This is a genomic window from Melaminivora sp., assembly GCF_032059615.1.
GTDB lineage: Bacteria > Pseudomonadota > Gammaproteobacteria > Burkholderiales > Burkholderiaceae_C > Melaminivora.
Window position 1 is genome coordinate 16,716 of the sequence record NZ_DAMCAM010000041.1, and the last position, 11,784, is coordinate 28,499.

Here is an 11,784-nt window from a genome sequence, read left to right on the forward strand (position 1 = left end):
CGCGCCCTACAAGGCGCCGCCGATGCGCTCGGTGGTGAACACGGTGGAGTCGATCTCCAGCTCCAACGGATCGACAGGCTCGGGGCAGCCCACCAGGTGGACCCACAGGTCATGGCGCCGCAGGGTGATGTGGCTCACGGTCTCCCAGCTGCCGCCGCGGCGCACACGGGTGCCGGGCTTGTACAGCGGCATGCGGAACTGCCGGCTCCAACCCCAAGGCGCTGCCGGCGCTTCGGGCGCATTGATGGAAGGGAAAAGGGTGTCCATGGGTGCGGATTTTATGTCGCAGCCGCCCGCGCCGCGGCTCTGCGGGAACCGAGCCGGTTTTTTATAATCCCACGCTTCCATGGTCCGATGGCTGCTTGCAGTATTCACCCTGCACTTTCTGCTGAGTCTGGGCGCGTCGGCCTCCGCCGCCGTGGCCCTTCTCCCGCTGCCCGCCGCAGCGGCGCAGGCGCTCACCTCCGGCCCGGCTCCGCATCCGGCCGATTGCCGTGCAGCCCCGGCGGACGGCACCAGCGGCATGAAGCAGGCCCTTGCCGACCCCGCAGCCTCGCCTGACAGCGTGAGCGCAGACCTGCCCGACGACCAGTCCCTGCAGCGCCCCGGCAGCGCAACCAGCACCGTTTCCTTCCCCTGCCCGCAGCAGGCCAGCCTGGCCCCGTGTTCGGCGCTGGCGCGCAGATACCTGCGTCCACCCCGCGCCTGAGCCGCCGCCAGGCCCGCACGCGCACGCCCTCGCGGCGGGCGCCATCCCGCTCGCGTTCCTTTTTGTCCACGACCGCCCGCAGCACCCCTGCGCCCCGCGCAGCGCCGTGCTCCACGGACGGCAGCCTTCCAGCCCGATACACCATGCGACTGACCACCCGCGGCAAGCTTGCCGTCACCGCCATCACCGACCTGGCCCTGCACTCGCACGGCCATCCTGTGCCGCTGCCGGCCATCTGTGCCCGGCAGAAAGCCTCGTTGTCCTACCTGGAAGACATCTTCAGCACCCTGCGGCGTGCCGGCCTCGTGGCCAGCACGCGCGGGCCGGGCGGCGGCTACGTGCTGACGCGCGCCCCCGAGCAGGTGACCGTGGCCGAGATCGTCGCAGCCGCCGAGGCGCCCCTGGCGCGCCCGCCCTCCACGGGCCGCTCCGACATGACGGCCGAGCTGTGGGCCACTTTCCAGACCCGCGCCATGGACTACCTGCAGTCCATCACCGTGGCGCAGCTGGTCGCACAACACCACCAGCGGCCCGTGGCTCAGGCCCCCGCGCCCGCCGTCCACCGCGCTCCCCAGGCCCGCGTCGAGCCCCCCGCCACGCAGCTGCCCGGCCGCGGTGTGCCCAACTCGGTGTTCGCCCTGGGGCTCTGAGGGCGCGCTCGCGCCCTCCACCGGGAAAACCCTCAATCTCCCTACAATCTGACGCCTTGCGCAAGGGCCTGCCATGGGGGCCGGCCCGCTGCGCGCAGTTCCGGGAGACCTGCGGTTTGTTGGACAGAAAAGAGCATCACGCCCGCCCGGCGGCCGAGGGCGGCCAGGCGCTGCGCTACAACCCCGCCTTCGACGGGCTGCGGGGCGTGGCTATCGTGCTGGTCATCCTCTCGCATGCCCACGCGCCACTGTTCGAGGGCGCCTTCTACGGCGTGGACGTGTTCTTCGTGCTCAGCGGCTTCCTGATCACGTCACTGCTGCTGATGGAGGTGGACCGCACCGGCGGCATCGACTACTGGCGCTTCACCCGCCGACGGCTGTATCGCCTCATGCCGGCGCTGGCGCTCTTCCTGGCGGCGTACTGCCTGCTCGCGCCGCTGCTGTGGCCCGACCTGACCGACGTCGCCTCCGACGCCCTGGTCTCGCTGCTGTATCTGGCGGACTACGGCATCGCCTTCTTCGACCGGCCCGGCACGCTGCTGCACATGTGGTCGCTGTCGGTGGAAGAGCACTACTACCTGCTGTGGCCCCTGGTGCTGATGGCCCTGCTGCGCTTCTCGCAGCCCGGGCGGCTGTGGCGGCCGATCGCCGTGCTGGTGCTGGCGGCCTGGGCCTGGCGCATCCTGTGGATCATGCAGGGCCAGCAGTTCTACGAAATCTTCTTTCGCTTCGACACGCGTGCCACGGGCCTGCTCACCGGCAGCCTGCTGGCGGCCCTGCTGCACGAACAGCCGGCGTGGTTCCAGGCCCTGCGCGGGCGCCTGGCACACGGCGTGTGGCTGGTGCTGGCCGTGCCGCTGCTGCTGGCCCAGGCCTGGGACGACATGAACGCCCTGGCCTGGGGCATGACGGTGGTCGAATGGGCCACCGTGGTCGTGCTGCTGGCGCTCCTGCAGCGGCGCGGCACCGCCTACGAGGCGCTGAGCGCGCGCCCGCTGGTGTGGCTGGGCAAGCTGTCCTACGGCGTCTATCTGTGGCACTACCCCATCGTGCGCTACCTGCGCGCCGAGCTGCCCTGGCAGGCGACGGCGCTGCTGGGGCTGGTGCTGTCGCTGGCGTTCGCCGCGCTGTCCTACCACACGGTCGAGCGCTGGGGCCTGCGCCGGCGCGACGCGGCCCGCCCCGGGGGCCGCAGCGGCGGCCCGCTGGCGCCGCACGAGCGGCGCGAACCGCACCTGGCCTTCTCCACGGGAGAGGCAGGGCGGTAGCCGATAGCTATACAAAAAATAGCTGAACACCATTGTCCAGCAAGGGCCAAAGCCGGTTTTCGCTGAACTTTCTGCGCGCCGGGCCACCGGCCGCACCGTCCCCGCCCCCTTACACGCAGCCGCTACACTGCGCGCTTTCATGCTTGCCGAGCCCGGCGCCCTCGTTTTCCAAACGGCAGGTGCCCGGTCCGCAGGCTTTTTTTATCGGCCGCGCTCCAGTCATGTCCACGGTATTCAACTTCACCTTCGTGCCCTGGTTCCGGTCAGTGGCGCCATACATTCACAAGTTCCGCAACCAGACTTTCGTGGTCGGCCTGACGGGCGAGGCCATCGCCGCGGGCAAGCTGCAGGGCATCGTGCAGGACCTGGCCATGATCCAGGCCATGGGCGTGAAGATCGTGCTGGTGCACGGCTTTCGCCCGCAGGTCAATGAGCAGCTGGCCGTTAAGGGGCACGCGGCGCAATATGCGCGCGGCATGCGCATCACCGACCCGGTGGCACTCGACAGCGCACAGGAGGCAGCCGGCCAGCTGCGCTACGAGATCGAGGCCGCCTTCAGCCAGGGCCTGCCCAACACGCCCATGGCCGGCTCGCGCGTGCGCGTGATCTCGGGCAATTTCCTCACCGCGCGGCCGGTGGGCATCGTCGATGGCGTGAACTTCCAGCACACGGGCCTGGTGCGCAAGGTGGACGTCGAGGGCATCCGCCGCACGCTGGAGATGCAGGCTCTGGTGCTGATCTCGCCCTTTGGCTTCTCGCCCACGGGCGAGGCCTTCAACCTGTCGATGGAGGAGGTGGCCACGCGTGTGGCCAGCGAGCTGCAGGCCGACAAGCTGCTGTTCCTGACCGAGGTGCCGGGCATCCGCGCGCGGCCGCTGGAGCCCGCGGCCGAGGACAACCCCATCGACACCGAGCTGCCCCTGGCCGCGGCGCGCCGCCTGCTGGCGCAGCTGCCCGCGCCCGAGCAGCCCACCGATGCGGGCTTCTACCTGCAGCACTGCGTGCGCGCCTGCGAGCACGGCGTCGAGCGCAGCCACATCCTGCCCTTTGGCGTCGATGGCGCGCTGCTGCTGGAGATCTACGTGCACGACGGCATCGGCACCATGGTCATCGACGAAAAACTCGAAGAGCTGCGCGAGGCCACCATCGACGACGTCGGCAGCATCATCCAGCTGATTGAGCCGTTCGAGCGCGACGGCACGCTGGTCAAGCGCGACCGCACCGAGATCGAGCGCGACATCGCCAGCTACACCGTGATCGAGCACGACGGCGTCATCTTCGGCTGCGCCGCGCTGCACCCCTACCCCGAGGCGCGCACGGCCGAGATGGCCGCCGTTACCGTCTCGGCGCAGAGCCAGGGCACGGGCGACGGCGAGAAGCTGCTCAAGCGCATCGAGCAGCGCGCGCGCATGCTGGGACTGTCCAGCCTGTTCGTGCTGACCACGCGCACCATGCACTGGTTCCTCAAGCGCGGCTTCGAGCCGGTGGATCCGGACTGGCTGCCCGAAGCGCGCAAGCGCAAGTACAACTGGGACCGCAAGAGCCAGGTGCTGGTCAAGAAGCTGGTGCCGTAGGCCGCGTCCTACCCCGGCGCCGCCCCTGTGCGGACGACAGGCACCGGCTCACCCGCCTAAGGTCGCCGGCCAAGGAGGTGGCCCATGAACCCCGCGCCCTACTGCGACCGCAGCCACGCCGGCCAGGAGCTGGCGCGCGCCCTCGAACCCTATCGCCACGCGCCCGGCGCGCTGGTGCTGGCCCTGCCGCGCGGCGGCGTGCCGGTGGCCTACGAGGTCACGCATGCCCTGGGCATTCCGCTGGAGGTATTCGTGGTGCGCAAGCTCGGGCACCCGGCCCAACCCGAATTCGCCCTGGGGGCGATCGCCAGCGGCGGCGTGCGCGTCCTGAACCCGGGCCACCAGCGCGTGCCCGAGCAGGCCTTGCAGGAGGTGGAGCGGCGCGAGCGCGCCGAGCTGCAGCGGCGCGAGCGCCTCTACCGGGGCGACCGTCCGCTGCCCGACCTGGCGGGCCGTACGGTGATCCTGGTGGACGACGGCATCGCCACCGGCGCCACGCTGCGCGCGGCCGCCCAGGCCGTGCGCGCGCAGTCGCCGGCCCGGCTGGTGCTGGCGGCGCCGGTGGGCGCGGCCGATGTCTGCCGCGCCCTGCGCGATTGCGCCGACGAGGTCGTCTGCCCGCGCACGCCCGAGCCGTTCCACGCCGTCGGCGCCTGGTATGAGGATTTTCCGCAGGTCAGCGACGAAGAGGTGCAGGCCCTGTGGCAGCGCAGCCTGCAGCAGACCGAGGGGGCCCAGCCATGACCCGCCCGGGCAGCCGGCATGGGGCGCAGGACGCTGGCGACCAGGACGACCGGCAGCTGCTGCGGGGCCTTGAGCCCCACCTGCGTCCCTTCGAGCGCGCCGATACGGCGCCGGGCCTGGTCGAGCTGCTGGCCACCGCCCGGCTGGTGCTGATCGGCGAGGCCAGCCACGGCACGCACGAGTTCTACCTGGAGCGCGCGCGCCTGACGCGGGCGCTGATCGAGCGCCATGGCTGCACCGCCGTGGTGGCCGAGGCCGACTGGCCTGATGCCCTGCGCTTGGACCGCTACGTGCGCGGGCGCTCGGAAGACGCCAGCGCCGAGCAGGCCCTGTCGGGCTTTGCGCGCTTTCCCACCTGGATGTGGCGCAACACCGTCATGGCGGAGTTCATCGACTGGCTGCGCGAACACAACCGGGGCGTGCCCGCAGCGCGGCAGGTGGGCTTCTTCGGCATGGACCTCTACAGCCTGCACAGCTCCATGCGCGCCGTGGTGCAGTACCTGGAGCAGGTCGATGGGCAGGCGGCGGCGCGGGCGCGCGAGCGCTATGCCTGCTTCGACCACCGCAGCGGTGGTGAGGACAGCCAGGCTTATGGCTGGGGCGCGGCCTTCGGCGCGCGGCCCAGCTGCGAGAACGAGGCCATCGCCCAGCTCATGGAGATGAACCGCCGCGCCGCGTCCACCCTGGGCGCCGAGCGCGACGAGGCCTTCTACGCGCAGCAGAACGCGCGCCTGGTGCGCAATGCCGAGGAGTACTACCGCAGCATGTTCCGCGGGCGCGTGTCCACCTGGAACCTGCGCGACTCGCACATGGTGCAGACGCTGGCGGCACTGCAGCAGCACCTGCAGGCCACGCGCGGCAGCACGCCGCGCCTGGCGGTGTGGGCGCACAACTCGCACCTGGGCGATGCCAGCGCCACCGAGATGGGCGAGCGCGGCGAGTGGAACGTGGGCCAGCTGGCGCGCGAGCGCTGGGGCCGGCAGGCGCTGCTGCTGGGCCTGACGACCAGCCACGGCAGCGTCACCGCCGCCTCGGAATGGGACGGCCCGGCCGAGCACAAGCGGGTGCGCCCGGCGCTGGCCGGCGGCTTCGAGCGGCTGTTCCACGAGACGGGCGAAGCGCGTTTCTGGCTGCCGCTGCGCGATCAGCTGGCCGTCACCCGGCTGCTGCAGGCGCGGCGCCTGCAGCGCGCCATCGGCGTCATCTACCTGCCCGAGTCCGAGCGCCAGAGTCATTACTTTCACGCCCGGCTGCCGGCGCAGTTCGACGCCGCGCTGCACATCGACCGCACGCACGCCCTGCAGCCGCTCGAGCCCGGCGCCGGCTGGCAGCCGGACCACACCGAGCTGCCCGACACCTGGCCGAGTGGACTGTGAAGGGCGCGCGGGCAGCGCGCGGCGCCTTCAACGGCCTGCGCCGCGTCCGCCGCGCAGCAGCAGCCCGAGCAGCACCAGCGCAAAGGCCGTGAACCACAGGAAGGACCAGTTGGCGATGGAGCCGCCCAGGAAGCGCCAGTCCACCGCCGAGCAGTCGCCCGAGCCGCGGAAGATCAGGGGAATGGCGCGGCTGATCGGATAGTTCTCGATCATCCCGTAGAAGTCGCGTCCGCACGAGGCAACCTCGGGCGGGAACCACTGCAGCCAGCTCTGGCGAGCGGCCACGAAAGCGCCGAAGCCCGCCATCAGCAGGGCCAGCGCGGCAAAGCCCTTCCACCAGGCTTTTTGCCCGCCAGCGGCCGCCAGCCCTGCACAGACTGCTACGGCAATGAGAGCATAGCGCTGCACGATGCACATCGGGCAGGGCTCCAGCCCCACCGCGTACTGCAGGTAGATGCCAAAGGCCAGCAGGCCCAGGCAGATGGCGCTGATGAGCGCCAGCACGCGGCGCGGGGCTCGGTTCATCCAGTCGGGCAACACGTTCTTCTCTTTCTTCCAAAAAACTGCGGCGCCCGCTGCGCGAAGCGCCGGGCTCAGATGCCGGCCGCGTGGTCCAGGAACACCTTGGCGCGCCGCGGCGTCACCACCAGGGTCTCGCCCTCGCGCAGCCCCATGTCATGGAACTGGCGCGCCGAGATCTGCGCCTCGATCACGGCGCCGGGTTGGGCATTGTCGGCGTTTTGGGTCGCGCTTTCGGCCACCAGTTCCAGCCGCGCCACCGGCCCGACCACGATGACGCGCACCAGCTGCGCGACCATGCCGCTGGGCCGGCCCTGCCCGTACGGCGTCTGGCCGGGCGAATAGCGCTCCACGTCCAGCTCGTGCGGGCGCACGTAGGCAAAGGCGCGGGTGCCGTCCGCCGAGGCGGCGTCGGGGTTGTCCAGCTGCATGCCATCGTCCAGGTGGATGCGCCCGCCGCTGGCGCGGCCCTGGAACAGGTTGACATCGCCCAGGAAGCCATAGACGAAGGGGCTGGCCGGGTTGTCCCAGACCTGCTGGGGCGTGCCTTCCTGCTCGATGCGGCCCTGGTTGATGACGACCACGCGGTCGGCCACCTCCAGCGCCTCTTCCTGGTCGTGGGTGACGAAGATGCTGGTCACGTGCAGCTCGTCGTGCAGGCGGCGCAGCCAGCGGCGCAGCTCCTTCCTGACCTTGGCGTCCAGCGCGCCGAAGGGCTCGTCCAGCAGCAGCACCTTGGGCTCGACGGCCAGCGCGCGCGCCAGGGCGATGCGCTGGCGCTGCCCGCCCGACAGCTGCGAGGGGTAGCGGTCGGCGATCCAGTCGAGCTGCACCAGCGTGAGCAGGTCCATGACCTTCTGGCGGATCACGGCCTCGGACGGGCGCTCCTTGCGCGGCTTCATGCGCAGGCCGAAAGCCACGTTGTCGAACACCGTCATGTGCCTGAACAGCGCGTAGTGCTGGAACACGAAGCCCACGCCGCGCTCGCGCACGTGCACGTCGGTGGTATCGGCGCCGCTGAAGTGGATGCTGCCGGCGTCCGGCGTCTCCAGGCCGGCGATGATGCGCAAGAGCGTGGTCTTGCCGCAGCCGGATGGCCCCAGCAGCGCGATGAGCTCGCCCGAGGCGATGTTCAGGCTGACGTCGTCCAGCGCCCTGAAGCTGCCGAACTGCTTGCTGACGTTGCGAATTTCGATGCTCATAAAATAATAGCTTTCAGCCCTTGGTGGGCAACGGCTGAGGCCGCTCCGGGGGCAGCTGGGCGACGCTTCTCGCCTCGCGTGCGCTCTGCCATTCGGCCACCGTCTTGATGACCAGGGTGACCAGCGCCAGCAGCGCCAGCAGCGAGGCGGCGGCGAACGCGGCGACCGACTGGTACTCGTTGTAGAGAATCTCCACGTGCAGCGGAATGGTGTTGGTCTGCCCGCGGATGTGGCCCGAGACCACCGACACCGCGCCGAACTCGCCCATGGCGCGCGCGTTGCACAGGATCACGCCATAGACCAGGCCCCACTTGATGTTGGGCAGCGTCACGTGCCAGAAGGTGCGCCAGCCGCTGGCACCCAGCACCACCGCCGCCTGCTCCTCGTCGCTGCCCTGGGCCTGCATGAGCGGGATCAGCTCGCGGGCGATGAACGGGAAGGTGACGAACACGGTGGCCAGCACGATGCCCGGCACGGCGAAGATGATCTTGATGTCGTGCTCCGCAAGCCACGGCCCCAGCCAGCCGTTGGCACCGAACACCAGCACGTACATCAGGCCCGCGACCACCGGCGAGATGGAGAAAGGCAGGTCGATCAGCGTCGTCAGGAAGGCCTTGCCGCGGAACTCGAACTTGGCGATGCACCAGGCCGCCGCCACGCCGAACACCAGGTTCAAGGGCACGGCGATGGCCGCAGTGATCAGCGTCAGGCGGATCGCTGACCAGGCTTCGGGCTCGCGCAGGCCAGCCACGTAGGCATCCCAGCCCTTGCGCAGCGCCTCGGTGAACACGGCCGCCAGGGGCAGCACCAGAAACAGCAACAAGAACGCCAGGGCAACGCCGGTCAGCAGCCGGCGCACCCAGGGCGCTTCGGTCGTCCCGGCGCGGGCCCAGCGCGCGCCGCGCGCATGCATGGCGCCGCTCATGCCGCCATCCCCGCATGGCGCCGCTGCCAGGCCTGCAGCGCATTGATGACCAGCAGCATCACGAACGAAAGCGCCAGCATGACCACGGCCACGGCGGTGGCGCCGGCCACATCGTATTGCTCGAGCTTGCCGATGATGATGAGCGGCGTGATCTCCGAGACCATGGGCATGTTGCCGGCTATGAAGATGACCGAGCCGTACTCGCCGATGGCGCGGGCGAAGGCCATGGCAAAGCCCGTCAGCAGCGCCGGCAGGATGGCCGGGAAGATCACGTGGCGAAAGATTTGCCACCGTGTGGCACCCAGGCTGGTTGCGGCCTCCTCGAGTTCCTTCTCCGAGTCTTCCAGCACCGGCTGCACCGTGCGCACGACGAACGGCAGGCCGATGAAGATCAGCGCGATCACCACGCCGTTGGGGTTGAAGGCCAGCTGCACCCCCAGCGGCTCGAAGTATTGGCCCACCCAACCATTGCCGGCCAACAGCGCCGTGAGCGAGATGCCGGCGACGGCGGTGGGCAGGGCGAATGGCAGGTCCACCAGCGCATCGACGATGCGCTTGCCCGGGAACTGGTAGCGCACCAGCACCCAGGCGATCAGCAGGCCGAAGACCAGGTTCACGCAGGCGGCGATGAAGGAGGCACCGAAGGTGAGGCGGTACGAGGCCAGCACGCGCGGCGCGGCCACGGCCTCCCAGAACTGGGGCCAGGTAAGCGAGAAGCTCTTGAGCACCAGCGCCAGCAGCGGGATGAGCACGATGATGCTCAGATAGAACAGCGTGTAGCCCAGCGTCAGGCCGAAGCCGGGCAGCACCCGCCGGCCCTTGCGCCGGCGCTGTGCGTCAGGCTGGGCCGTGCCCAGCGTCAGCGTCGTCATGGCTGGCTTACTTGCCCGGCTGGTAGAGCTTGTCGAACTGGCCGCCGTCGTTGAAGTGCACCTTCTGCGCCTCGGTCAGGCTGCCGAAGTACTTGGCCACCGTGAACTGCTGGATGGGCTTGAACAGGTCAGCGTGGCGCTTGAGCACGGCTTCCGAACGCGGACGAATGGCGTGCTTGGCGGCGATTTCCTGTGCCTCGTCGGAGTACAGGTAGTCCAGGTAGGCCTTGGCCAGTTCGCCCGTGCCCTTCTTGGCCACGGTGCGCTCGACCACGGCCACCGGGTTCTCGGCGGTGACGCTGGTGGACGGGTACACGGCGTCGACCTTGCCCTTGCCGAACTCGCGCTCGACCGAAACGACTTCCGATTCGAACGTGATCAGCACGTCGCCGATGTTGCGCTGCAGGAAGGTGGCCGTCGCGTCGCGCCCGCCCTTGGCCAGCACCGGCACGTTCTTGTACAGCTTGCCAACGAATTCGGCCGCCTGCGCGTCGGTGCCGCCCTTCTCGCGCACGCTGCCCCAGGCGCCCAGGTAGGCGTAGCGGCCGTTGCCGCCGGTCTTGGGGTTGACCACGATGACCTTCACGTCCGGGCGGATCAGGTCGTTCCAGTCGCGGATGGCCTTGGGATTGCCGTGGCGCACCAGGAACAGCATGGTGGAAGTGGTGGGCGAGGCGTCGTGCGGAAACTTCTTGGCCCAGTCCTTGGCCACCACGCCGTTGTCGGCCAGGAACTGCACATCGGTGGTGGTGTTGAAGGTGACGACATCGGCGGCCAGCCCGTCGTTCACCGCGCGCGCCTGGGCGCTGGAGCCGGCGTGCGACTGATCCACCCGCACGTCCACACCCTTGGTCTTCTTGTAGTGGGCAATGAAGGCCGCGTTGTAGTCCTTGTAGAACTCGCGCGCCACGTCGTAGCTGACGTTCAGCAGCGTGTTGGCCTGGGCCGAAGCCAGGCCGCTGGCGGCCAGGGCCAGGGTGGCGACGAGAGTCTTGAGGCGGGTCTTGGAGTTCATCGAAGCGGTGCCTGTGGCAGGGTGATTGCGAATGGCAGCATTGTGCGAAGCACTCTTCAAAACTCAAACGAATAGATTCTTTTTTATTTATTAGAAATTTTGCATATCAAACCCGGGCCTGCAGTCGCACGCGCGGCGGCAGCTCCTCGCCCAGGAAGTCCAGGAAGCTGCGCACCGCCGGCGCCAGCCCGCGGCGCGAGGAAAAGACCGCATGCACGATGCCGTGCGCGGGCGTCCATTCGGGCAGCACGTGGACCAGGTGGCCCGCCTCGATGGCCGGCAGGGCCATGTAGTCGGGCAGCCAGCACAGGCCGACCCCGGCCAGCGCCGCATGCTGCAGGGTGACCAGGTCGTCGGCGACGAAGCGCGGCGCGAGCTGCACCGTCTGCTGGCGCCCGCCCGGGCCCTGCAGGCACAGGCTGGCGCGGCCCTCGCGCGCCGACATGGCCAGGGTGTCCATGCGCGTCAGGTCGTCGGGCGCAGTCGGGGCGCCCTGGCGGGCGATCTGCGCCGGCGCCGCCACCAGCACCTGCCGCCCCTCGCCCAGGCGCTTGACCACCATGCTGGAGCCGTCATCGAGCTGGCTGCGCACGCGCAGGGCCACGTCCACGCCCTCCTCGACCACGTGGACCACGCGGTTGCTGACCTCCAGCTCCAGCCGCACCGCCGGGTGGCGCACCAGGTAGTGCGGCAGCAGCTCGGCCAGCACCGACTGCGCCAGCGTCACCGGGCAGGTCACGCGCACGGTGCCGCGCGGCTCACTGTGCACCTGCTCGACCGTGTTCTGGGCCGCTTGGGCCGCGTCGCGCAGGGCGAGGCAATGGCGCAGGTAGGCCTGGCCCACCTCGGTCAGCGACAGGCTGCGCGTGGTGCGTTGCAGCAGGCGCACGCCCAGGCGCGCCTCCAGCTCGGCCACGCGGCGCGACAGGC

The 11,784-nt window shown here is 69.9% G+C and carries 13 protein-coding genes; 6 read left to right on the plus strand and 7 right to left on the minus strand.

Annotated features, from left to right (window positions below):
* Window positions 1-6 precede the first annotated feature (6 nt).
* Entirely contained in the window at window positions 7-267 is a 261-nt protein-coding gene (locus tag RT051_RS10205) for a hypothetical protein (RefSeq protein ID WP_313076016.1), read from the minus strand.
* A 79-nt stretch (window positions 268-346) separates the two neighbouring features.
* Between RT051_RS10205 and RT051_RS10210 the strand changes: the two genes are divergently transcribed.
* The 6 genes from RT051_RS10210 to RT051_RS10235 all read left to right on the plus strand — a co-directional run bounded on the left by RT051_RS10210 (window position 347) and on the right by RT051_RS10235 (window position 6,321).
* Window positions 347-709, plus strand: coding sequence for a hypothetical protein (locus RT051_RS10210; protein ID WP_313076018.1), 363 nt, complete (start codon window positions 347-349; stop codon window positions 707-709).
* Between the two features lie 143 nt (window positions 710-852).
* Window positions 853-1,359 carry an Rrf2 family transcriptional regulator gene (locus RT051_RS10215; RefSeq protein WP_313076021.1) on the plus strand — a complete coding sequence of 169 codons (507 nt, stop codon included), beginning with the start codon at window positions 853-855 and terminating at the stop codon, window positions 1,357-1,359.
* A gap of 116 nt (window positions 1,360-1,475) precedes the next feature.
* Complete coding sequence (locus RT051_RS10220) at window positions 1,476-2,627, plus strand: acyltransferase (protein WP_313076024.1); 1,152 nt, start codon at window positions 1,476-1,478, stop codon at window positions 2,625-2,627.
* Between the two features lie 221 nt (window positions 2,628-2,848).
* Complete coding sequence (gene argA, locus RT051_RS10225; RefSeq protein WP_313076026.1) at window positions 2,849-4,201, plus strand: amino-acid N-acetyltransferase; 1,353 nt, start codon at window positions 2,849-2,851, stop codon at window positions 4,199-4,201.
* Window positions 4,202-4,285: 84 nt separating this feature from the next.
* Window positions 4,286-4,945 (plus strand): phosphoribosyltransferase, encoded by a 660-nt coding sequence (locus RT051_RS10230; protein ID WP_313076030.1) that lies wholly within the window; start codon window positions 4,286-4,288, stop codon window positions 4,943-4,945.
* A complete protein-coding gene (locus RT051_RS10235; protein WP_313076033.1) occupies window positions 4,942-6,321 on the plus strand; it encodes an erythromycin esterase family protein in 1,380 nt (459 codons plus the stop codon). Before RT051_RS10230 ends, RT051_RS10235 begins: the two co-directional genes overlap by 4 nt.
* Before the next feature lie 27 nt (window positions 6,322-6,348).
* On the opposite strand, the gene RT051_RS10240 is transcribed toward RT051_RS10235, so the two are convergent.
* The 6 genes from RT051_RS10240 to RT051_RS10265 all read right to left on the minus strand — a co-directional run.
* Window positions 6,349-6,861, minus strand: coding sequence for a disulfide bond formation protein B (locus tag RT051_RS10240; RefSeq protein WP_313076035.1), 513 nt, complete (start codon window positions 6,859-6,861; stop codon window positions 6,349-6,351).
* A gap of 53 nt (window positions 6,862-6,914) precedes the next feature.
* On the minus strand, window positions 6,915-8,042 hold the full coding sequence (locus tag RT051_RS10245; protein ID WP_313076038.1) for a sulfate ABC transporter ATP-binding protein: 1,128 nt from the start codon (window positions 8,040-8,042) through the stop codon (window positions 6,915-6,917).
* A 13-nt stretch (window positions 8,043-8,055) separates the two neighbouring features.
* Entirely contained in the window at window positions 8,056-8,967 is a 912-nt protein-coding gene (gene cysW / locus RT051_RS10250; protein ID WP_313076041.1) for a sulfate ABC transporter permease subunit CysW, read from the minus strand.
* On the minus strand, window positions 8,964-9,839 hold the full coding sequence (cysT, locus tag RT051_RS10255) for a sulfate ABC transporter permease subunit CysT (protein ID WP_313076044.1): 876 nt from the start codon (window positions 9,837-9,839) through the stop codon (window positions 8,964-8,966). Before cysT ends, cysW begins: the two co-directional genes overlap by 4 nt.
* A gap of 7 nt (window positions 9,840-9,846) precedes the next feature.
* Complete coding sequence (locus tag RT051_RS10260) at window positions 9,847-10,854, minus strand: sulfate ABC transporter substrate-binding protein (protein WP_313076047.1); 1,008 nt, start codon at window positions 10,852-10,854, stop codon at window positions 9,847-9,849.
* A gap of 106 nt (window positions 10,855-10,960) precedes the next feature.
* Window positions 10,961-11,784 (minus strand): LysR substrate-binding domain-containing protein (locus RT051_RS10265; protein WP_313076050.1); only part of this gene is annotated, 824 nt, incomplete at its 5' end.

Coding starts and splice junctions, on each gene's coding strand:
- RT051_RS10205 (WP_313076016.1), bottom strand. CDS start 267: ATGGACACCCTTTTCCCTTCCATCAATGCGCCCGAAGCGCCGGCAGCG.
- RT051_RS10210 (WP_313076018.1), top strand. CDS start 347: ATGGTCCGATGGCTGCTTGCAGTATTCACCCTGCACTTTCTGCTGAGT.
- RT051_RS10215 (WP_313076021.1), top strand. CDS start 853: ATGCGACTGACCACCCGCGGCAAGCTTGCCGTCACCGCCATCACCGAC.
- argA (WP_313076026.1), top strand. CDS start 2,849: ATGTCCACGGTATTCAACTTCACCTTCGTGCCCTGGTTCCGGTCAGTG.
- RT051_RS10230 (WP_313076030.1), top strand. CDS start 4,286: ATGAACCCCGCGCCCTACTGCGACCGCAGCCACGCCGGCCAGGAGCTG.
- RT051_RS10235 (WP_313076033.1), top strand. CDS start 4,942: ATGACCCGCCCGGGCAGCCGGCATGGGGCGCAGGACGCTGGCGACCAG.
- RT051_RS10245 (WP_313076038.1), bottom strand. CDS start 8,042: ATGAGCATCGAAATTCGCAACGTCAGCAAGCAGTTCGGCAGCTTCAGG.
- cysW (WP_313076041.1), bottom strand. CDS start 8,967: ATGAGCGGCGCCATGCATGCGCGCGGCGCGCGCTGGGCCCGCGCCGGG.
- cysT (WP_313076044.1), bottom strand. CDS start 9,839: ATGACGACGCTGACGCTGGGCACGGCCCAGCCTGACGCACAGCGCCGG.
- RT051_RS10260 (WP_313076047.1), bottom strand. CDS start 10,854: ATGAACTCCAAGACCCGCCTCAAGACTCTCGTCGCCACCCTGGCCCTG.